At 68.6% G+C, this 22611-nt stretch carries 13 protein-coding genes; 7 read left to right on the forward strand and 6 right to left on the reverse strand.

What is annotated here, in order from left to right; all coding sequences use genetic code 11:
- The first annotated feature begins 47 nt into the window (after window positions 1–47).
- Window positions 48–3119: a PEP/pyruvate-binding domain-containing protein gene (locus QHF84_RS27010; protein WP_281316313.1), complete on the forward strand. Its 3072-nt coding sequence runs from the start codon at window positions 48–50 to the stop codon at window positions 3117–3119.
- Between the two features lie 27 nt (window positions 3120–3146).
- Here QHF84_RS27010 and QHF84_RS27015 read toward each other — a convergent pair whose 3' ends face one another.
- Window positions 3147–3626, reverse strand: a complete 480-nt coding sequence (locus QHF84_RS27015; RefSeq protein WP_281316314.1) for a cupin domain-containing protein — start codon at window positions 3624–3626, stop codon at window positions 3147–3149.
- A gap of 33 nt (window positions 3627–3659) precedes the next feature.
- On the opposite strand from QHF84_RS27015, the gene QHF84_RS27020 reads away from it, so the two are divergent.
- Entirely contained in the window at window positions 3660–4541 is an 882-nt protein-coding gene (locus QHF84_RS27020; RefSeq protein ID WP_281316315.1) for a LysR family transcriptional regulator, read from the forward strand.
- Window positions 4542–4543: 2 nt separating this feature from the next.
- On the opposite strand, the gene QHF84_RS27025 is transcribed toward QHF84_RS27020, so the two are convergent.
- Both QHF84_RS27025 and QHF84_RS27030 read right to left on the reverse strand, forming a co-directional pair.
- Window positions 4544–5557 (reverse strand): zinc-binding alcohol dehydrogenase family protein, encoded by a 1014-nt coding sequence (locus QHF84_RS27025; protein ID WP_281316316.1) that lies wholly within the window; start codon window positions 5555–5557, stop codon window positions 4544–4546.
- A 103-nt stretch (window positions 5558–5660) separates the two neighbouring features.
- Window positions 5661–6437, reverse strand: coding sequence for a DUF72 domain-containing protein (locus QHF84_RS27030; protein ID WP_281316317.1), 777 nt, complete (start codon window positions 6435–6437; stop codon window positions 5661–5663).
- Window positions 6438–6529: 92 nt separating this feature from the next.
- Here QHF84_RS27030 and QHF84_RS27035 point away from each other — a divergent pair, with 92 nt between their 5' ends.
- Window positions 6530–11086, forward strand: coding sequence for a hypothetical protein (locus tag QHF84_RS27035; protein WP_281316318.1), 4557 nt, complete (start codon window positions 6530–6532; stop codon window positions 11084–11086).
- A 148-nt stretch (window positions 11087–11234) separates the two neighbouring features.
- Here QHF84_RS27035 and QHF84_RS27040 read toward each other — a convergent pair whose 3' ends face one another.
- Complete coding sequence (locus QHF84_RS27040) at window positions 11235–11684, reverse strand: hypothetical protein (protein ID WP_281316319.1); 450 nt, start codon at window positions 11682–11684, stop codon at window positions 11235–11237.
- A gap of 246 nt (window positions 11685–11930) precedes the next feature.
- Between QHF84_RS27040 and QHF84_RS27045 the strand changes: the two genes are divergently transcribed.
- Window positions 11931–12617, forward strand: a complete 687-nt coding sequence (locus tag QHF84_RS27045; protein WP_281316320.1) for a hypothetical protein — start codon at window positions 11931–11933, stop codon at window positions 12615–12617.
- Between the two features lie 429 nt (window positions 12618–13046).
- On the opposite strand, the gene QHF84_RS27050 is transcribed toward QHF84_RS27045, so the two are convergent.
- A complete protein-coding gene (locus QHF84_RS27050; protein WP_281316321.1) occupies window positions 13047–13952 on the reverse strand; it encodes a LysR family transcriptional regulator in 906 nt (301 codons plus the stop codon).
- Between the two features lie 89 nt (window positions 13953–14041).
- On the opposite strand from QHF84_RS27050, the gene QHF84_RS27055 reads away from it, so the two are divergent.
- From QHF84_RS27055 to QHF84_RS27065, 3 genes are read left to right on the forward strand one after another with little or no spacing between them, the layout of a single operon-like run.
- A complete protein-coding gene (locus QHF84_RS27055) occupies window positions 14042–15019 on the forward strand; it encodes an NAD(P)H-binding protein (protein ID WP_281316322.1) in 978 nt (325 codons plus the stop codon).
- 13 nt (window positions 15020–15032) lie between these two features.
- The gene (locus QHF84_RS27060; RefSeq protein WP_281316323.1) at window positions 15033–16091 is read left to right on the forward strand and encodes a hypothetical protein; all 1059 of its coding nucleotides are present in this window, start codon (window positions 15033–15035) and stop codon (window positions 16089–16091) included.
- 59 nt (window positions 16092–16150) lie between these two features.
- Window positions 16151–16891, forward strand: a complete 741-nt coding sequence (locus QHF84_RS27065) for a sterol desaturase family protein (protein WP_281316324.1) — start codon at window positions 16151–16153, stop codon at window positions 16889–16891.
- 7 nt (window positions 16892–16898) lie between these two features.
- On the opposite strand, the gene QHF84_RS27070 is transcribed toward QHF84_RS27065, so the two are convergent.
- Window positions 16899–22535 (reverse strand): AAA family ATPase, encoded by a 5637-nt coding sequence (locus QHF84_RS27070; protein ID WP_281316325.1) that lies wholly within the window; start codon window positions 22533–22535, stop codon window positions 16899–16901.
- Between the last annotated feature and the right edge of the window lie 76 nt (window positions 22536–22611).

A 22611-nucleotide genomic window follows, 5' to 3' on the forward strand; every position in this document is an offset into this window, starting at 1 on the left:
GCGCGTCGGGGATTCCCCGGGGCACGGCCGTTGCTCGTCCGCCCGGCATGAAACGTAGCGTTTTGCGGCGCGCCGCAGTCTTGCTCCTCGCGCTCTCGAGCACTTCGGCACTCTGGGCTTGTGGCGACAATGGTGGACAACCGGGCCCCGGCCCCGGTGGCGGAGACCAGGGCGGCGGTGGCCAGGGCGGCCAGGGCGGCGGAGATCAGGGCGGCGGCGGCCAGGGCGGGACCGGCGGGTTCGAGTGGCCCGTCGATACCTATCCCATTCCGATCACCCCGTCCGATACCTGGAAAAACCAGATCTCGTACCCCTACGAGCCTTTCCTCTCGGAGCCCAATTACAACTCCATCGACGGCGGCGTCCGGTGGGTCAAGTTCACCGTCCTGATGCACGACCCGACGAAGGTGTATTTCCAGGACAGCTTCAAGTACCCCTTCCACGCGCCGTTCGCGGTCGAGCGCCTCGATCCGTTCTTCGGCATGTCGATCGCCGAATACAACGACGTCTCGCTGCACGCCGAGGGCCAGAAGGCCATCCTCGGCGCCGTGCTCATCCCGCCCGATCCGGTGCGCTTCCCGGAGTACGGTATCCAGCTCGTCCGGCAGGATGCGTACGACCCCGAGATGGCGCGTGTCGTCCTCGATCTCGTGAAAAAGAACGTCGTGGCGGAGACGGCCGTTCAGCCGTTTTATTTCCCCACGTACGAGCAGAACGCCTCGGCGCAGGAGAACCAGGGCTTCTTCGCCAATGCGGGCTTCCCCGTGAGCAGCGTCGAGCGGTGGACCGGGGGCAGTCAATGTTATTCCGCGGGCTGGGCGCTCGGCAAGCTCCGCTACGTGCCCGCCGATCAGATCGAGACCGCCTACACGAACGGGACGTTGAAATCGGAGGACATCCTCCTCACCGATGCAATCCCCGCGGAGCTGCCTTATCTCGCGGGGGTCGTCTCCCTCTCGCCGTCGACGCCCAATGCGCACACCGCCATCCTCGCGACCTCGTTCGGCATCCCGTTCGTGTACCTCGGGACCGAGGCGGAGCGCGAACACGCCAAGGCCCTCGACGGCAAGGAGATCATCCTGCGCGTGAAGAACCGGTACGTCCGCTGCGACGCCGGGCTCTTCGACGTGGACGGCGCGCTCACGGCCGCCGATCGCGACGCGCTGCTCGCGCAGAAGAAGCCGGATCCCCTCGCGTTTTCGCCAAAGCAGACGCTCGGCGCCATCGTCGCGAATACCGACGATCTCGGCCCGGCCGACATCGTTCATTTCGGCGGCAAAGCGTCCAATTATGGCCTCCTCCGCGACGTGATCCCGAACGATTCGCAAGAGGCCCTCGCCTTCTCGTTCGATCTATGGGACGGCTTCCTCGATCAGACCATGCCGGGCGGCAAAACGCTGCGCCAGGAGATCGGCGAGCGGCTCGCGAGTTACCAGTACCCGCCGAACCTCGCCGCCCTCAAGGCCGATCTCGCCGCCATTCGCGCCCGGATCGAGAAGGACGCGACCTTCTCGGATGCCCAGCGGCAAGCGGTCATCGCCGCGCTCGCCCCGTTTGATCCGGCGCGCAAGATCCGCTTTCGCAGCTCGACCAACGTCGAGGACAGCGACGCGTTCACGGGCGCGGGCCTCTACGACAGCGCGAGCGGCTGCCTCGCCGACGACACCGACGCGGACGCAACCGGCCCGAGCCAATGCGACGCGAGCCAGAGCAGCGAGCGCGGCGTGTTCCGCGCGCTCCAGAAGGTGTACGCGAGCTTCTACAACGACAACGCCTTCATCGCGCGCCTGCTCTACGGCGTGAACGAGAGCGACGTCGGCATGGCCGTGCTCGTCCATTACTCCTACCCGGACGACGACGAGATCGCGAACGGGGTGGCCACGAACGTGCGCCGCGCCGACCCGATCGACGACATGAAAATCGTCTCGCAGATCGGGGCGCTCAGCGTGACGAACCCCGAGGGCGGCGCGCTGCCCGAGGTCGTCCACGGCTTCCGGTTCTCGTGGGGCACCTCGTTCGATACCGTCTCCGGATCGAGCCTCTTGCCGCTCGGCGGCCACGTGATGGAGTGGAAGAGTGATTACGAGGCGCTCGGCACGCTCCTCGGCAAGGTGGCGGATCGGTTCGCCGAGGTCCATCCCGGCAAGCAGACGTTCGCGCTCGATTACGAGTACAAGAAGATGAAGCCGAGCGGGGCGCTGCTCATCAAGCAGGTGCGCGAGCTGCCGCTGCCGGACGACAATGCCACGCTCACGCCCTTCCTCGTCCCCGAGGCACGCATGCTCTGCACGTACCAAGGTGAACAGAGCGACGTCTTCGCCCTCCATCGGCTGAAGGCGCGCGCGTCGCTCGGGGCGCGCACGGGGTTCGTCGACGCGGCAAGCCTCGCGGCCGAGACCTTTTATGACGGCGTGACGCTCGCGCACCTCTCGGCCAATGGCGTGGAAACCATCACGGGGAACCCCGGGACGTGGCCCTCCGCGGCGCATACATTCATGACCGACCAGACGCTCGATTCCTTCACGTCGGGCAGCGGCGCGGACGCGCGGACCTTCGAGATCATGACGACCCCCGTGCCCACGCTGCTCTCGCCATCGGATGGCCCGATCCTCGCGCTCCGTGACATGGAGGTCCATCTCGCGGCGGAGTATGCGACGCCGGTCCCGCACATCGACTGGGACGGCAATCCGGCGAAACGCACGCGGGACGAGGCCGTTCGCCTCACCGAATGCACGGACGAGGGGCCGCTCCCGGTGGGCGCGTCGATGCAGACACGGACGATCGAGGCGGGCGGCGTGAAGATCGTGACGAAGTTCTACTGGCCCGCGCCGCCCACCGGCGTCGTCGCCGGATATACCGCCCCGCTGCTTCGCTGGGAGGAGACACGCATCGAGGGCCTCACGGCGGCGCCCATCGTGCTCAAGGGGCGTTATTCACAGACGTACCGGCCGCAGCACCACAACTTCGCCGAGGATTTCCTCTTCGAGCCGGCCCTCGAGGAGGGTTTGCCCGCGGAGGTGCTGGCCGAGCTCACGGCCAAGGGCATCCGGCAGATCTACGTGCTCAATACAGTCACGGTCGGCACGATCGACCCGTCCGGGCAGATCAAGCAGCTCTGAAGACGGTTTTTCGCGCGCCCGCTGCCTTCAGCGCGCGGGCGCGGCGAAATACGTCGCTTTGCCCTCGATCCAGTCTCTCCGCTCCGGCGTGAAGAAGTCCACGTCGACGGTGTCCTCGAGCGCCTCGAAGCTGTGACGCACGCCGGGGGGAATGACGATGACCTGTCCCGACGTCACGTCGAAGGTCTCGCCGCCCGCGACGACCCGCACGTGCCCCTCTACGATGTACGTCACTTGCTCGTTCGGGTGTGAATGCTCCGGGACGACCGCGCCTTTGACGAAATCGAAGATCGCGAGCGTGGTCTTCTCCCCGACGAGGTATCGCCGCGTGAGGCCTTCCGCCATGGATTGGCGCGGCATCTTCCCGATGTCGACGACACGCGCCGTGCGGCTCGCCACGATCGCATCTTCGTCCTTGCTCGCGGGCGTGGCAGGCGCGATCGTGGCGCTGCCGCACGCCGTCATCATGATCCCGGTCAGAACCGCACCGATGGCACTCGTTTTCATGCGCATGACCTTCTCCCGTATCGAAGGCGCCCCGTGACAGACCCGCGGGTCGCCTGGGACGACGTTCACTTGTTCCTCGCCGTCGCGCGGGCCGGCACGCTGAGCGCCGCCGGCCCGCGGCTCGGCCTCACGCAGCCCACGGCAGGCCGCAGGCTACGCGCGCTCGAAGCGTCCGTCGGCGTCACGCTCTTTCAGCGCACGCCGCGCGGGTTTCGCCTCACCGAAGCGGGCGAGGCGATGTTCCGTCACGCCGAACGCATGGAGCACGAGGCCGTGGCCCTCGAACGACGCCTCTTCGGCGAGACGCGCGAAGCGGGCGGCGTGCTTCGTATCTCCACGAGCGAGTGGTTCGCGCGGCACGTCCTCGGCCCGGTGCTCGCCGCGTTCACCCGCGAGCATCCGCGCGTGACGGTCGAGATCGTGGCCGAGTCACGCCTCCTCGACCTGGATCGACAAGAGGCCGACCTCGTCTTTCGTTTCGTCGCGTTCGACCGCGCCGACATCGTGCAGCGTCGCCTCACGCAGATCCGTTATGGCCTCTACGCCTCGCAGACCTACCTCGATGCGCGCGGCGTGCCCGACGCGCACGGCGGCGACGGGCACGCGATCGTCACGATGGATCGCGCGTTCGATGCGCTCGCCGACGTCGCCTGGCTCCGCGCGCGTTTCCCCGGCGCGTTTTCCACCGTGCGGAGCAACAGCCGCGACGTGCAGGCGGCTGCGTGCGTGCACGGCGCCGGCCTCGCGGTCTTGCCGAGGGTCATCGGCGACGGGCTCCCGCTCGTGCGCCTCGACGTCGGCGAAGAGCCGCCGGGCCGCACCATATGGCTCGGCTACCATCGCGATTTGAAGAGCCTCGCTCGCCTTCGCGCGCTCGCCGATCACGTGCACGCTTCCGTTCCGAAGACGCTCTGATTTCAGAAGCCGGCGAGCACGATCTTTCCCATCGCCTTTCCGCTCTCGATCTTGGCGTGAACCCTCCGCAGGGTCGCCGCGTCGATGCGGCCTTCGCGCTCGGTCAGCGTCGTGCGGAGAACGCCCGCGTCGACGAGCGCCGAGACCTCTTCGAGCAGGCGATGTTGCTCGATCATGTCGTTCGTCTGGAAGATCGACCGCGTGAACATGAGCTCCCAGCCGACCATCACGCTCTTGCGCTTGAACGGCACGATGTCGAACGACTTCGGATCGTCGATCAGCGCCACGCGCCCCTGCGGCGCGACGGCCTTGGCCATCGCCTCGTGATGTTTATCGCTCGCCGTGAGTCCCGCGACGTATTCGACGTTCGGAATACCAAGCGCGGCCAATTCTGCGTCGAGCGGCTGCGTGTGATCGATGACGTGATGGGCGCCCATGTCGAGGACCCATTTCCTCGTTTCGGGCCGTGACGCCGTCGCGATGACCGTGAGCCCCGTGAGGCGCCGCGCGATCTGGATGAGGATCGAGCCCACGCCGCCCGCGCCGTTGATCACGAGGAGCGAGCCTCCTCGCGTCTTCTGGCCATACGGAACGCCGAGCCGATCGAAGAGCAGCTCCCACGCGGTGATCGCGGTCAGCGGGAGCGCCGCGGCTTCGACGAAATCGAGGGACTTCGGTTTATGGCCCACGATCCGTTCGTCGACGAGGTGCAATTCGGCATTCGTGCCGGGCCGGCCGATCGCGCCTGCATAAAAGACCTCGTCGCCCGGGCGGAACAACGTGACGTCCGGCCCGACCGCTTCGACGACGCCCGCCGCGTCCCAGCCGAGCACGCGGGGACTTCCGTCCGTGGACTTGAAGCTCGCGCGAACCTTCACGTCGACGGGGTTCACGGAGATCGCCCGAACACGGACGAGCAGGTCGTGCCCGGTTGCTTTCGGCTCCGGGAGCTCGATGTCGACGAGGGCATTGTCCGCGGTGACGGGGAGGGGTTCGTAGGTGCCGACGGCCTTCATGAGGACGACTCCTTGGTTCGTGGAGGTGCGGAGAATCTTGGACATCTCGGCCCGGCGCGCGAGGAGCGTCTTCGCATGACGGCCATGCACCAGCGCATGGCGCTCAAGCGACGAGCCGTCGCGGTTCCCCCGAAAGGACCCGCGTCCTCGTGATCCCGAGGCGATCCGCAGCCCGCGCGAGGAGGACGGCATCCTGGACGGCGCAGGTGTTCGCGTCGTTGTTGAAGAACGCGAACACGTCGCACGGCTCGCGCCAAACCTCGGCGATACGTCGCGCCCACACGCCCATGGCGCGCGCGCCGTAACAGGGCGCCGGGATTGCGTTGCCTTCGTGGAAACGAACGTATCCGAAGTCCGCGGTGCGCCAGAGCGGCGTGCGCAAACCGCCTCGATCCCACACGCAGAGCGCGGCGTGGTGGCGGCCGAGCAGCGATTCGATCTCGGGGACGAACCACGATTCGTCGCGGAACTCGACGGCCACGCGTGCGCTCGTCGGAAAACGTTCGAGCGCGGCGTCGAGCCTGCCCGCGTTGCGCTTCATGCCGGGCGGGAGCTGCACGAGCACGGGGCCGAGCTTGCGGCCGAGCGCGGAGGCTCGATCGAAGAAGCGCGCGATCGGCTCGTCGGGGTCGCGCAGGCGCTTCAGATGCGTGAAGAAACGGCTCATCTTCACGGCGAACACGAAATCGGCCGGCGTACGCTCGGCCCAGCTCCGGAAGACGTTCGCCTCGGGGAGGCGGTAAAACGTATTGTTGACCTCGACCACCTGGAACCGCTCGGCGTAATGGTCGAGCCAGCGCGCGCTCGGCAGCGATTGCGGGTAGAAGGTCCCGCGCCAGTGCGCGTATTGCCAGCCGCTCGTTCCGATGAACAGGGTCATGCGGGGTCTCCGGGGACACGTGGGGCCGCGGGGGAGCGCGGCAAGCCGGCGAAGGCGCTGGCTTCGGGCATCACGCTGGGGTACGAGGCCTCGTGATCAGCGATTTGATGCGCGCGGAAGCCTCCGTCTGGATGCTCGCGACATACCGGCCTCCGCTCGTGATCCTCGCGGAGAGCCTGGCCTCGGCGGACCCGGCCGTGTCACTCGCCGCCGCAAAGGCGCTCGCGGAGCGCGTGAACGAAGGGGACGACGACCCCAAGGCGCTCGCAGCCTGCATACCGGCGGACCTCTTCGCGCTGCCCTACGATACGCAGATGGCCCTCGCCGAGCTCGCAATCGCCGGCCTGCCGATCCCGATTCCGAGGCCCCCGCAAGACCTCCCGCCGGAGCTCGCGTGCCGCTATCGATGCTCCGCGCTCCTCGCGTCGCCCGAGCTCCTGCCGCTGGAGGAGGCTTCGCCGATGGATCTGCGCGCCGTCGCGCTCGCGCCCGTCGAACGGGCCCTCGCATCGGGCCTCTTTCGACGCGTGGCGGCCCATGCGCGACCTGCGATGCACGATCAAGCGATCCATCTCGCGCGCGCAGGGGTTTCGCGTGCGCTCCTCGCGCCGGCGGAAGCGGCCGAGGTGCTGCTCGACATCACGCGCCGCTCGTCCGAGGCCGTGGCGTCGCGCGCACTCGGGCTCCTCGCCGAGCCCTGGGCACAAGGGTTGTCCTGTCCATCCCTCGCCGCATGGATGAAAGGGGAGGCCGTCGCGCTCGCGGCGCTGCGCCTCGCGGCCGCGCGCAGGGATGTCGCGTGGGTCCGGCGATTCGCGACGTGTGAAGACGTCGCTCGCAGCGTTCGGCGCGAGGCCCTCCTGATGCTCGGCGCCCTCGGCGAGGCCGACGATGTGGAGATGGTGCTCGCGCTGGCGGAGGAAGATCCTGCAGGCGCGGGCCCGGAGGCGATCGAGGCGCTCCGTGGCCTCAAGCGTCGCGGAACCTCGCCGGACGAAGAGCAGGCGCGCCGCGCCATCGAGCTCGTGCTCCGCTTCGAGGCGCTCTCGATCGAGGCGATCGCGGAGAGCGCGAGCAGCCGCGCCGATACGCTCGTCGCGGCGATCGACGCATGCATCACCCGCGGCGCGTCGAAGGCCAGAGCCGCGCGATTGCTCGCCTCCTTCGGTACGCGACGAACCATCACACGCCTCCTCGAAATGGCGGAGCAATCCGCGGATCCCATCCTGTCGCGGTGCGCGATCCGCGAGCTCGGCCGGCTGGAGGAGCGCTCGGCGGAGCCCGTCGTCCTCGCGAGGCTCGACACCGAGCCGGACGCGTGCCTGTTCGCCCTCGGTCGGCTCGGCGGGGCGGCCACGGCGCAACGATTGCGAAGGCTGCTCGACGCAGCCCCGCCGCCCTGGCTCTCGGCGGGGCTGCGTGTGCTCTTCCGGCTGGATCCTTCCCCCAGCGTGCTCGCCGCGGCGGCCGAGCATGGCGCGATTGCCCCCGAGACGCTCGATGCCTTGCAGGCCCACGCGAGCGCCGAGCAAATCGACGCGCTCGCCGCCATTGCAAAGGCGCCCGGGCACCCCTTCCGCGCCTCGGCGATCGGCGCGCTCGGTCGCACGGGCGGGCCGATCGCGATCGATCCGCTCGCCGTGCTCTTGACGGACGCCGACGAAGACGTCCGCGATCTCGCCAGAGCCGCGCTGCGCACGCTGGGACAGCGCCTCGCCACGCCCGATCCGCCGCTCGCGTGCCTGGAAGGTGCGGCGGATCCAGGCGCCGCGCTCGTGGCGGAGGCCGCGCTGCGGAGGCTCCGCCTGCGGGCCGAATCCGTGGCCGAAACGACGCTGCTGCTCGACGCGGTGATCGGGTGCGACCATCCGCACCTCGTGCGGGTGGTGCGTCCACTTTTGCGCCGGGAAAACCCCGAGATACGCAAACGCGCAATCGCCTGCCTCGCGGCCGCGGGGCCCGCTTGTGCAGCCTGGCTCCTGCCATATCTGAGCAGAGAGCTGCCGCTCCCCGTCGCGCGTCAGGCCTTGCTCGCCCTCGGAAATGCGGCCGTGCCTGGCCTCGGCAAGGTGATCGCCGCGTGGCTCTTCCATCCGAACATGAATTTAAAAAAAGGAGCCGCCGAGGTGCTCGCCCGGAGTCGCGATCTCGACGTGATTCCGGCGCTCGTCGAGGTGCTCGCGGTGCAGGATCAGCCTGGGCTCCGAGAGCTCGCGAAGGATGCGCTGATGGGAATCGCGGGGCCCTTCTTCCGCTCGCTGCTCGTCGACAGGCTCGCCTCGGCGAAGGATCGACGCCACGAAGATCTGCTCGCGTCCACGATCGCGGGCGACCTCTCGCCGGACGAGCTCGCCGCGCTCGTGACGTGTCGGCCCGACGTTCCGAGCGCCCTCCTCGTGCATGTGTATGCCGCGCATGCCGAGAACCTCGCCGACCTCGACGCCGCGCTCGGGCGCCGCGGCGCTCGCGCTCGCATTCCGCACGAAATCGATGTCGCGCCGGAGAGCCCCCTGCGCACCGGTCTCGCGCGCGCCAACGCACAGCGACACGTCGTGGAGCTTCGAAGGCGAATCCGCGAAGCGCCCTTCCTCCCCGAGCCTTCGCCCGCGCTCATCGCGAGCCTTCGCGCGGCGGCCGAACGGGCAGGCTCGGTCAGCTCCCAGCTCACCGTGCCCGAGCAGCGCGTTCTCTCGACGCTCCTCTCGCAGCTCGCCCCTGCGGCCCGCAACGACGCGATCGCGCTGCTCGCCCGCACGACGGATCCATTCGTATCGAGCCGCGTGCTTCCCTTCATCGAAATCGACGGCGCGATCGACCCACGCCATGCGCCGCTCTTACCCGCGGCCATCCGCCAGAGGGGGCCCGAGGCCGCGCGCTCTCGGAGCCGCGATCCGCGCCCCGACGTGCGGGCGCAGGCCGCGCTCGTGCTCCGGCTCGCAGGGGAGGGGACCCTTGCATTCACGCCTCCAAGCGAGCGTCCCGCATTGCTCCGCGCCTGGCTCGACGGGGGACGGGAAGACGACCTCCTCGCAGCGCTGGAAGGTCGGGACGCGCTTCCGCTCGCGGAGGTCGCGGCGCTCGTGGCCGAGCGCGAGGGAGCTGCTGCAGCGTGGGCGCTCGCGCAGCGATGGGTGGCCGAGCGTCCGGCAGAGCGAGCGCAGGCCCTCGTGGATCTCGCGTTCTTGGGGGAGCTCGGAACGCAACCGCTCCGAGAGCTCGCGCAGGGCGAGATGCGCAGCGAGGTGCGTCAGCGCGCCATCACGGAGTTATCCCGCAGGCGTCATGCAGATCCGGCATTCCTGCGCCCCTTGCTCGCAGATGCGCACACCGGCGTCCGCGAGGCCGCGGCCGCGGCGCTGCTTCGCGCGGGTGATCGTGACGACCGCGCGTACGTGCTCGGCGCATGGCTCGCGGGGGCCTTCCGCAGCTCATTCGTGATGACGCTCGACGAGCAGGACACGAAAGCCGTTGCAAAGGCCGTCGCGAACGCGACGACCGAAGCCGCAGAGCTCCACCTCTTCGGCGCCGTCGTCTCCTTGCCCCCGGCATCCCGCATTCCTCTGTTGCTCGCGCTCCATGCATCGTCGCATCCCCGCGTCGCCGGGACCGCGCGTGATGCTTTGCGCTCGCTCCCCGCGGCCGACGTCCTGCCGCACATCGAAGCCCGTCTCCGCGCCGGGGATCTGGCCGCGCTCGATATCATCGGCGTCGCAGGCGCCGTCCCCAGGCTCCTCGCAGAGCTCGCGCACACATCGGAGGACCCCGCAGCGTGGATTCGTTTCTGTCTACGCGCCGCGGGCACAGGCGTTCTTCATGCAGCCGGCCTCGGCCCCTCAATCGCGGCGTGGGCCTCTTCCTCCCCATCTCCCGCAGCACTCTCGCTCCTCGCGCGCCTCACCGATTGGTACGACGAACGCCGTGCGCGCGAGCTCTGCCGCGCCCTCGATCCCGCGCTCTCCGGCGCGCATCGCGACGCCGTGCTCGGCGCCCTCCTCGACGCGCTCCGCGATCAACCTCCCGCGCTCGTCGCGCGGGTGCTCCCGACCCTGGTACGTCCCACCGATACGGCGGCCCTGCAGCTCCTCGCCGAAGCCGAAGCGCGATCCCCCGGCCTCCTCGATCTCCTCGACCGCACCTTGCGCGCCGCGGCGGAGCGCGCCCTCGACACGGCGCTCGATTCGGCCGATCCGGAGAATGCGCGCCGACTCCTCACCTATTTCGCAAGCCGCGCCGAGCGCCCCTCCGAGCGCGAGCGTGTCCTCGCCTTGCTGGAGCGCCACGTGCGCTCCCCCTCGCGCCGCGTGAGCCTCCACGCCCACCGCCTGCTCCGCACCCTGGCCCCACGCGACCGTTATCTCCACGCCACCCGCGCGCTGCTCGACGATCCCGACCCCACGACCGTCCGGCTGGCGATCCGCGTCCTCGCATTCGGCGGCGACGTGGAATCCGTCGCGGCGATCGCGGATCGTCTGGTTCACACGAATGCCGGCGTCTCACGGGCGGCGCGGGCCGGGCTCCTCGTGCTCGGGGAAGCCGCCGTGTCGCCGCTGCTGCGCGCGCGGCCTCGTCTGCGGCCCGATCGCCGCGCAGCAATCGACGCCGTGATCGACGAGATCCGGAGCAAAAGCGTGGGCTCAGCATCGGGATGAGCGCGGCGGCGCTTCGCTGGGGCTTTGCCCCAGGCCCCACCGGGGCTGTCCGCCCCTGGACCCGGACCAGCGCAAGCGCTGGACTCGGGGTCGATGAACTGCGCAACGCGCAGTTCATCGAACGGGCCAGGGAGATTTGTGTTTGGCGTCATGTTCCATTCATCTCGCATTCGACCGATCGCCGCCCGAGCACCCGCCCCGCCTTGTCGAGGAGCTGCACCTGCCAGCGCAAGTGCACCGTCTCGTAAAGCGACAAGAGCACGCCCCACACCGTGTGTTTTCGCACGACGCGCGGATCGGCCCGAACGCGGAACGACGACGCGGCGGCGTCGTTCGCCGCAAGCTCGACCGAGCTACTCGCGAGGATCTCGTCGTCAGCATCGACGAGATCGAGCCAGACCTCCGCGGGCGCGGCCTGCCGGATCTCTTCGAGCCGAACCTGCACGAAAACGCTGAGCCCTCGTCCCAGGCGCACCTCCAAGAGGCTCGTCGTCCATTCGTCCTGCTCCGTTTCCTCCGGCCATCGCGGCCGCGACGAACCATTGCTCCTCGCCTGCGCTTGCTCTTTCGTGGCGAAGTAAATCTTCTGATCGCGCATGCACATCCACCCGGCCCGAGCGGGCCCCGGGAGGACGACCCAGCCCTGCGCCGGGTACACGTCCCCTCGCTTGTCTCCATGTGTCGAGGGGCCCGTTCGTTTAAAAAAATCGGAACAGCATGACCATAAAGGTAGGACAAGGTGGGGACATGAGCGCTCCACGTCCCCGTGTCGCGCCCCTGGTCCGCCCTTTGCTCCCTCTCCCGTCCGAGGCGCTCGTCGCCCCCCAACATAGGGAGGTTTCTCATGGGTAAGGTCATTCGCAAGCAGGCTTCGGTCGAGGACATTTTCGCGGACGTCGGCACGACGTACGAACGCGCCGTCGCGCGGGGCGGGACGTTTCAGGCGCTCGCCGAGCAACGAATCGGGCCCGTGCTCGCCGTGGTGACCCACGTGAAGGCCCAGATCGCCGAGGCAGAAGCCAAGGCAGGGCCGGCCGTCGCAGCGCTGGCCGCGGAGAACATCAAGGCCGACAAGCTGCTCGGCAAGGTGTCGGACGACGTCTGGAACGCGCTCGGGCGCCCGGCGGTGGACGCGCACCTGAGCCTCTTGTTCCCCGGAGGAACCGCGCTCTACACGGACGGCGACGTCGCCACGCAGCCGCGGCGCATGGAGCTCCTGGTCTCGCTGCTCCGGAGCGGCGTGCACCCGCATCTGCCCGCGGACGCGCGGGACACGGCCGCGGACGCCGTCGAGGCGGCGGCGGCATCGCTACGAGCGAAGGTGGAGCCGGCGACGGCCGCGAAGACCCAGCTCGACATGCTCGAACGGGTGAGGACCGCGCTCGCACGGGCCGCGCAGATGGAGCTCGCGAATTTGAAGCGGCTCTACAAGGGTCACGGGCTGCGCGAGGTCGACATCCACGAGGTGATTCCCACCCGGAGCCGGGCGTCGGCGAAAAAGGCGGCGGAGCCGGCTGCGCCCGTGAGTTGAAGCTGACCTGAGCCGCACGCACCCGCGGGGCTGAGACGCCCCCACCCCGAAGCCCCCTCTCCCCGGAGAGGGGGTTTTTTGTTTCCATTGCCGATTTCGTGCTCGTTTCGGGGGTTCCACACGTGTCAGGTGGTGGTCCTGTGCCGGCACGGTGCCTGGCACGTGTGCCAATCGCGACGGCTGTTCGGGCTCGCAAGATGACCCGCGTGGCAGCGGGCGAATCCGTGCTCCTCGCTGCATCGACACGCGTGTCAGCACGTCCCGGCGCGCGGAAAGGGCAGGTGACACGTGTCACAGGCGCCGCGCGGGTGCGGCTCGGGGAGGTGACACGTGGAGAGGATGCCGATCCCGGTCAGGGAGCGCGGGTGACACGCAGAACAGGCGCGCACGGAGGGCGGGCAGGGCGAGTGACACGCGGGGAGGGTGGGATCACCGCGCTTCTCCCTCGATGTACCCCTGGAGCCCCTCCGCCACCGCCTCGAAGGCGACGCGGCAACGCGGGTTGTCCCGCAGGTCCATGTGCATCGTCACCCAGGTTTCGAGCGGCAACGAGAAGGCCTTCGGCAGCACGCGGACCAGGCGCGCGTCGCGCCGGGCGAGCCCGACCTGGCAAACCCCGATGCCATAACCGGCGCGGATCGCGGCGAGCTGGGCGAGGTCGCTGTCGGCCCTCAAAGAAAACGCGTCGCGCCGCAGCGGACCGAGCGCTTTGCGCGCGCCACGGAGAAACGCCGTCTCGCGGTCGAATCCGATGATCGCGTGCCCATTCAAAAGCTCGCCGAAGCTGCGCGGCGTGCCGTGACGGGCGAGATAGTCCTCGCGCGCGTGCAGGCCGAGCTCGACGGCGCCCACGCGCCGGGCCCAGAGCACGTCCTGGCTCGGGCGCACCATGCGCACCGCGATGTCGGCCTCGCGCTTCAGGAGGTCCTCCACCCGGTTCGTCAGCCCGAGCTCGATTTTCAGCGCGGGATGCTGCTCGCGCAGCGCGGCCAGGATGGGCGGCAGCACCTCGACGCCGATCACCTCGCTGGCCGTGATGCGCACCGTGCCGCGCACCCCGTCGCCCTGGCTCTCGGCCACGCGGAGCAGGGCGGCCGCCGTCGCGGCCAGGGTCTCGGCGTAAGGCGCGAGCGCGAGCGCAGCCTCGGTGGGCGCGAGGCCGAGCTGCGAGCGCGTGAACAAGGAGAGGCCGAGCGCCTGCTCCAGCGCCTCCACGTGCCGGCCCACCGTCGGCTGCGTCAGCCCGAGCGCGCGCGCCGCGCCGGACAAGCTGCCTTCCTTCAAGACGCCGAGAAACGAGCGATAGAGCTCCCAGCCGGGTTCCGCGTCCGCCATACAGAACCGTATAGCGGGTGCAATTTCTTGTGCAATTTCAATTCTACCAGGCCGAGCCCACACTCCTGCCACGAGCAAGGAGCAAGGTGATGGCGAGCAAGAAGACGGTCCTCGTTCTGGGCGCGACGGGCGGCATCGGCGGCGAAGTGGCGCGGCAACTGCGCGACGCGGGCTTTCTGGTGCGGGCGCTGCATCGGGATGCGGGCCGCGTGACGGCGCAGAACGATGGTTTCTCCTGGGTGCAAGGCGACGCGATGAACGGCGATGACGTGCGGAGGGCGGCAGAGGGCGCGTCGATCCTCGTGCACGCGGTCAACCCGCCGGGCTACCGGAACTGGGGGAAGCTCGTGCTGCCGATGGTGGAAAACAGCATCGCCGCGGCCCGCGCCGCCGGCGCGCGGATCGTGCTGCCAGGCACCGTCTACAACTACGGGCCGGATGCCTTCCCGGTGCTGCACGAGGATTCGCCCCAGAATCCGCTCTCGCGCAAAGGCTCGATCCGCGTCGAGCTGGAGCGCCGGCTGCGCGCCGCCGCCGCCTCCTCCGGCGTGCGCAGCCTGGTTGTGCGCGCCGGCGATTACTTCGGCCCGCGCGCAGGCAACAACTGGTTCTCGCAGGGCCTCGTCAAACCCGGGCAGCCCGTCCGGACGATCAGCAATCCCGGCCGCCCCGGCGTCGGCCATCAATGGTCGTATTTGCCCGACGTGGCAACGACGATGGTAAAGCTCATCGAGCGCGAAGAGGCGCTCCCGGACTTCGCCGCATTCCACATGGCCGGCCACTGGGACGAGGACGGCACGCGGATGGTGAATGCGATCCGCCGCGTGGTGGCCGGAGCGACGGGCGGCGCGGAGCCGAAGGTGCGAGCGTTTCCGTGGTGGGCGCTCGGGATCGCCTCGCCGTTCGTGCCGCTGTTTCGCGAGCTAAAGGAGATGCGTTATCTGTGGCAGGCGCCGATTCGCATGGAGAACCGGAAGCTCGTCGCAGTGCTCGGCAGCGAGCCGTATACGCCGCTGGAGGAGGCGGTGAGGGCGACGTTGATGGGGCTTGGGTGCATCGGCGTGTGATAGGCTCCGCACCATGGCGCGCAACGCGGAGAGGCACGGCCCGAGCGTGCCGTCGTACGTGTTCCTCGTGTCCACGCTCGTCGGGACGCTTTCGGGTTGTGGTCCCCAGGTGTGTCACGACACGCTGCTCGAGGTGCAGCACACGGCGGCAGGTGTTCCGAGCCCCGCGATCGCGCCCGGGGCGACCACCGAGCTGCATCTGCAGGGGCTGCGCCGCCTCGGCTGCGACGGTTCGTTGAGCTCCAGCGCGTACTTCCCGCTGCAGGTGCGGAGCGAAGATCCCACGACGCTCGAAGTCGTCGAGCAGCGCCCCGGTCGGCTCGTGGTGCGCGGCCATGCGCCCGGCTCGACGGCGCTGCTCCTCGATGGCCACGGCGAGCACGCACGTGTCTCCGTGGTCGTCGCGCCCGCGGTCCGCGCAGAGTTCGTGCCTCCCCTTGCCGGTGCGACCGCGGAAGAACCCGTCTTGTTTCTGGTCGGCGCCGACGTGCGGCTGCCGGTTCGCGTCCGCGACGCGCAGGGGCGGGAGGTGGTCGGCGATCGGGCCCTCGAGGCCACGCGCGCCGAGGGGGCGGTGACGTTGCTGCCGGGCACGGAGACAGGGCTACGTGTGCGCGCCGAGCGCGCCGGCGAGGGTCGACTTTCGCTGCTCGGCGCGGCGATCCGGACGGAGTCGGTCGAGCCGAGCGTGGTCGTGTCGATCGACCTCGACCTCCAGGCGGACGACACCAACGTGGGATACGGCTGCATTCCCCCGGCGCCGCGCTTCGACCAGCCAGTGAGCTACCTGCACCAAGGCGCGCGGCATTTCCTGTTCGTGCGGCTGCGTGCCGCCGACGGCCGTGCGATGGCCGGGATCATCGAGGCGCCGCGCTCGACGACGCCGGAGGTCTGCACCCTCGCGCCCGCGCCGGTGCCGGAGCGCGCGCTCGAGGTCCTCGACTTCCACCTCCCGCATTCGCGTGGATATCAGCGGTCGGCGTGGGAGCTTCGCGCGGCCTCGCGTGGCACCTGCCGCGTGGAAGCGCGCGTCGGCGAGGTCGTCGCGCAGACGGTCGTCGAGGTGGACTGAGGACGTCGTGCCCGCTTTCGCCGCCGCTCGTTCTGCTGGTATGTTCCGCGGCGCGACGCATGCCCCATCTCACGCTCCCCACGCTCTTCACCATCGGTTCGACGCTCGCGTTCCTCGTGCTCGAACGTGTGCGGCCAGGCCGCGCGCTCCCGCACGTCACCGGCTGGCACGTGCGCGCGCTCTTCTTGAACCTCGCGCAGCTCGGCATCACGCTCGCGCTCAATCGCGTCTGGGCGAGGCTGTTCGAGGGCGCCTCGCTCTTCACGCTCTCCGCGCTCGAACGCCCGTGGCTCGAGGGGCTCGTGGCGTGGTTCGTGGGCACGTTCTTCTATTACTGGTGGCACCGCCTACGCCACGCTGACGGCTTCTGGCGCATCTTCCACCAGATCCACCACTCGCCCGCGCGCATCGAGATCCTCACGTCCTTCTACAAGCACCCCGTCGAGATGTTCTCCGACGCGCTGCTCAGCGCGGCGATCGCGTATCTCCTGCTCGGCATCTCGCTCGAAGGCGCGTTCTGGTTCAACTTCTTCGCCGCGACCGGGGAGTATTTCTACCACGGCAATTTCAAGAGCCCGCGCTGGCTGAAATGGTTCATCCAGACGCCCGAGCTACATTCGGTGCACCATCAGCTCGACGTGCACCGGTACAACTTCTCGGATCTGCCGCTGTGGGACCGGCTCTTCGGCACGTACAAGGACGCGGACGAGTTCGCCCCGGCGTGCGGCTTTCCTCGCGACAACGAGCGCAAGCTCGGCGAGATGCTCGTCTTCCGGGACGTTTATCACGACCCTGCCTGAGGGCTAGCTACGTGGCACCGGGGAGCTCGACCTCGAACGTGGCTCCGATGCCCTGTCCGCTCTCGACCCGGATCGAGCCGCCGTGCGCCTCGGCGATCCTGCGGCAGATGTACAGGCCGAGGCCGAGCCCTCCATAATGGCGCACCGAGACGGCGCGCCCGAAGCGCTCGAAGATACGGGCTTGCTGGTCCGGCGCGATCCCGATCCCCTCGTCCGAGACCACGAGCCTCGCGCTGCCCGCCTCCTTGCGGACGGCGATCGTGATGGGTTTGCCGCCTCCGAACTTGATGGCATTGCCGAGGAGGTTCGTGACGACCTGCTCGAGGCGCGACCGATCCCAGACGCCGATGACGGGCGCCTCGCCGTGGATTCGGACCGGACATCGGGAGCGCTTCAGATCGAGATCGAACCGCGCGACGACCTCGTGGACGAGGGCGCAGAGATCGACGTCCGTGGTCTCGAGCGCGATGTGCCCGGAATCGAACCGCGAGACGTCGAGGAGCTCGTCGATGAGCCTGTTCATCCGATCGCTCTGGCGACAGGCGCGCCGGATGATGTCCTCGTTTGGCTTGTGAGCGGTGGGCGGCTGCGACCGGCTCGCCCGGAGGAGGGATTGGAGGGAGAGCCCGAGCGACGTCATGGGCGTGCGTAGCTCGTGGGAGGCGACCGCGATGAACTCGTCGCGCATACGAACGGCCTCCTGCGTCGCGCGGTAGAGCCGCGCGTTGTCCATGGCGATCGCGGCACGGTGGGAAAGCTCCTCGGCCACGTCGAGATCCGCGGGCCCGTAGGGCGGGACGAGATCGGCAGAGACGAGGGTCACGGCGCCGGAGATCTGCCCCCTCGCCATGAGCGGCACGTACATTGCCGTCGTGGACCCGAGCTCGCGGAGGATCCTGCAATGCTCCGCATCCACGGAGGTCGCGCCTAAGATCTCCTCGGTGATCTCTGGCATGAGGAGCGGCGAGCCGCTTTGTATCACCCGCGCCGCGGGGTGCGGCGAACCAGGAGATGGCGGGTAGCGCCGCTGAAGCTCGTCGAGCAGCGGCTGCTTCGCCGGATCTCGGTGGACGCCCGAGACACGTCGCATTCGTCCGTTCTCGACGACGTCGATCACGCACCAATCGGCGAGGCCGTGGACGCAGAGCTCCGCGAGGCAGCGGAGGACCTGCTCGTACTCGAGCGAATCGCCGAGGCTCTCGCTCGCCTCCGCCAGGAAGGCCGAGCGGCGCTCGTGTTGCTCGGCCGCTTGCCGCGCGGCTTGCTCGCTGGAGAGCAACCGGGCGTTTTCCAGGGAGATGGTGGCCTGCGCAGCGACGAGCTCGAGGGCGCAGAGCCGCTCCGCCGTGAAGGCCCCCGGGACGAGGTTGTTCTCGAGATAGAGCAGGCCGAACACCTCGGCCCCCCGGAGAATGGGCAAACACAGGACCGACCTCGGCGCGCGCCGCACGATGTATTCGTCCGAGGAGAACCTGCCCGCCTCGGCGCTGGCGTCGTCGAAGATCCGGCGCTCCTTCGTGCGACGCACGTAATGCACGATGGAAGCGGGGACGAGCCCCGAGGATTCGGCGAGGAGGGGGGATGACATCCTCGCGCGTGAACCTTCGGCGTCGAGCGTGGCGTCCGCCTCGATCCACAAGGCGCCGCCTCGGGCGATGAGCAGGTATGCCTTCTCTGCCCCGCCGAGCTCGAGGACGACCCGGAGCAGCGTGTGGATGAGCTTTTCCTGCACGATCTCGCCCGAGATGGTCTGCGATGCCTTGACCACCGCGAGGAGGTCGAGCTGCTCGGCCGGCATGGCCCATGTGGCCGTCGGCGCGGCGGACCTCTCTTCGAGCAGGTGCGGATACGATCGGTCGAGGCTTCGCACCTTCCCCTCGGCCCCCCAGCGGACGTAACACGCGCGGGCTTCGCGGAGGTAGGTGTCGGCGATCACGACGAATCCACGGTCACGATAGAACCGGGCAGCGAGCTCCCACGAGATCCCCTCGTTCTGAACGAAATCGTTTTCGCGCGCCGAGCGGATGGCCTGCTCGTAGAGCCGCATGGCGTCTTGATCACGGCCCTCGATGCGGGCGATCTCGGCCGAGAGGAGCGCATACTTGTTGAAGAAGCTCTCGGGGCAGTTGTCCGCCCACACGCGGAATTGCTCCTGGTCGGCGCGAAGGGGCGCCATGGCGTCCGCCTGCTCCTCGGGCGGCGCCTTGGAATGGCGGGCCGCGAGGGAGAGCGCGCCGTAGTAATGGCACTCCGAGACCTCGTCGAACGAGGGGCACGACCAGAGGAGGGAACGAGCCTTGCGCGCCGCGGAGACGGCCTCCTCGTACTTGCCGGACATGAAGCGCGCCTGGGTCTTCCAGACGTAGTACCAGCAGACGGCGATCGCCATGCTCGCCTGGCGCTCGGCCAGGAAGGCCTCGTGCTCCGCCTCGTCGAAGCCCGCGCCGTCGAACGATCCGAAATGCGCCGTGAGGCCGCGGAGGTTCTGGATGAGGCGCTGCTGGACGACAATGACGCTCTCGAACATGCCGAACTTCGCCTTGCGCGCGAACGAGAGCGCCCGCTCGGATTCGCGCTGGACCTCGTCCAATCGCTCGCCCTTGACGATGAGGTACGTGACGAGGTTATTGCCGGCATAACAGGCGAACGTCTGGTCACCGACCTCCAGCGCCGCGGCGAAGGCGCTGTCGCAGAGGGCCCGGCGGCTCGAGGCCGGCCGCGCCCAGTGCGAGAGGAGAAAAAATTCGAGGAAGACCTTCGCCTTGTAGCCGGAAAAGCCGCGCTTCTCGACCAGATCATAACCGAGCTTCCCGAAACGAAAGCCGAGGCGATACTGGCCGAACTCGGGCCCGAGGAGCATGCCGAAGAACACATAAGCGAAGCTCGAACCCGCGGCGTTGCCGTGCTGGAGGCTCAAGTTCACGCTGTGGCACGTCGTCAAGCAGACGAGGTTGTTGTCGGTGTAGAGCGCCGGCGAATTGATGGCCACCAGGATGTCGAGGGCCGCCTTCCCGTCGGGGTCGGTCATGGGTGGCAGATCGATGAGGTCCTCGATGCGCCGTTCGCCGAGCATTCGCCAGATCCTCGCGTACGCCCGATCGACCTCGTCCCGGCTGGGATGCGGCGAAAGGACGATTCCGAACGGGGCGAGGCCGGCGATCGCCGCCGCCACGGCCTGGTCGTACTGATCCTGGATCGCGTGCAGGTACACCTTGACGGACGTCGCCCGCGCGCGGTCCACGTTCGTCCTGGCGTGGCGGAGGATGCCCGAGAGCAAGCCCTCCGCCGCGGCGTACCCGCCGCTCACGAACTCGCTCTCGGCACGCTCGAGGTGCAGATGGAAGGTGAGGTCGTAGTGGTGTTCCCAGCCATCGGGCGCGAGCAGCGCCATGCCCGCCGAGAAGTATTTGATGGCCGAGAGGTAGGCCGTGGAGGCCTTCGCCTTCCTTCCAGCGATCAGATTGAGCTCCGCGACCCGTTCTTTTTCGTCGCGGGACGCGAGCAGGGACGCGCCGAGGTTCAACTGGTTGGCGATGTCGAAGATGCGCTCTTCGAGCTCCTCTTTCGATACGTGCGCGACGAGCAGCTTTCCGATCCGGAGGTGCACGAGAGGCCGCTCTTCCTCGGGGATGAGCGAATACGCCGCCTCCTGCACCCGGTCGTGAAGGAACTCGTACGTGTCGTCGCGGCGCAGGACGAGCCCCTCGTGGACCGCCTCCCAGAGCGCGCCGTGGAGTTCGCTTTCGGAGCGGCCGTCGATCATCGAAAGGACACGGGTCTCCGCGATGTTCCCGACGCAGGCGGCGAGCTTCAAGGCGTCCTGCGTGGTCGCCGCGAGGCGCCTCAATTTTCCCACCATCAAGTCGACGACGTGGTCGGAGAAATTCTTCGCCTGGATTTTGTCGATGTCCCAGCACCAGGACGCCGATCGCGGATCGAACGTGATCAGGTGCTCCTGGTGCAGCATCGTGAGAAACTGTATGGCGAAAAAGGGATTGCCGGCGGTCTTGTCGTGCACGAGCCGCGCGAGCGAGGCGACCTCCTCGGGGCGGCGGTGGACGATGTCGGAGACGAGCTCGGCCACGTGCGCGGGCGAGAGGGGCGCGAGGACGATGTCACGGACCACGATGCACTTCTGCACCTCGTCGCGCATGCGCAGGAGCGGGTGCGACGGGTCGACCTCGTTGTCGCGGTACGCGCCAATCAGAAAAAAATGCCTCGTGTCGGGGTGCGTGACGAGGTGCGCGAGGAGGTCGAGGCTGGCGGAGTCCGCCCACTGGAGATCGTCCAGAAAGACCACCACGGGGTGCTCGGCGCGCGCGAACACGGAGACGAGCTGCCGGAACACCATGTGGAAGCGGTTCTGCGCCTCGGCGAGGGGCAGCTCCGGGACGGGCGGCTGCCGGCCGATCACGAGCTCGATCTGGGGGATCACATCGACGATGAGCTGCGCATTCACCCCGAGCGCGGCCCGGAGCCGCTGCCGAAAGGCCTCGATCCGCTCGTCGGTCTGGGCGAAGAGCTCGCTCACGAGGTTGCGGAAGGCCTGCGCGATCGTGGCGTAGGGGATGTCGCGCTTGTATTGCTCGAATTTCCCCGAGACGAGCAGGCCCTGCTCCCGGAAGATCGGCTTGCAGAGCTCGTGCACCAGCGATGATTTGCCGACGCCGGAGTAGCCGGAGACGAGCACGAGCTCGGGGGTCCCTTGGGCGACGACCCGCCTGAACGCCCCGAGGAGCGCGGCGAGCTCCTCGTCACGACCATAAAGCTTCTCGGGGACCTGAAATCGATCCGCGACGTCTCGCTCGCCCAAGGGAAAGGGATCGAGCCGGCGCGTCGATTGCCACGACGCGAGGCAACGCGCGAGGTCGTGCCGGAGACCGGCAGCGCTCTGGTATCGCTCCTCCGCTCCCTTGGCGAGCAGCTTGACGACGATGCGAGAGAGCACGTCCGGCACGTCCGGCACGAGGTCCGCGGGTGCGGTGGGCGACCGAGCGATGTGGCAATGCACCCACTCCAGGGAATCCGTCGCCTGGAAGGGCAGCCGGCCCGTCAACATTTCGTAGAACGTGACGCCGAGGGAATAGAGATCGGAGCGATTGTCGATGGCGCGGTTCATCCGCCCCGTCTGCTCCGGCGACAGGTACGGCAAGGAGCCTTCGATGAGGCGAAGGGGCTGCGCGGCGCGCAGCTCGCGGGGGAGCCGGGTGGCGATCCCCAGATCGGCGATCTGGACGGCGCCGGTCGCGGGATGGACGAGGATGTTCGCCGGCTTGAGGTCCTTGTGGATGACGCTCTCGGCGTGAATCTCCGCGACGGCCTGGGCGATGGCCACCGCGAGAGGGAGAAACCTGGAAAGGCCCATCGGCGCCCCGAGAAGGTGGAGAAGCGAGACGCTGCCCGCGTCCTCGGTGACCAGGGCCGGCGACCCCTCCAGCGACTCGAGCGCGAGCGGCTTCGCGACCGCGGAGGTGTCGAGCGTCCTGCCGATCTCGTACTCGTTCTTCAGGCGCTCGAGATCCCTGGGCCGGCACCGCCGCGGATCGAGCTTTTTGATGACCACCGGACGTTGATCGGCGTCCCTGCGTCCACGATAAACGGCGACTCCGTCATGTTCGGAGAGCGTCTCTGTCAGCGTGTACATGAAAGGCACCGGCTCCTCGTCCTCCGGGCCCCTCTCCAACTTTCTCTTTATCGACGCCACCAACCGACGCGCCCGG

Source organism: Polyangium sp. y55x31 (genome assembly GCF_029946505.1).
GTDB lineage: Bacteria > Myxococcota_A > Polyangia > Polyangiales > Polyangiaceae > Polyangium.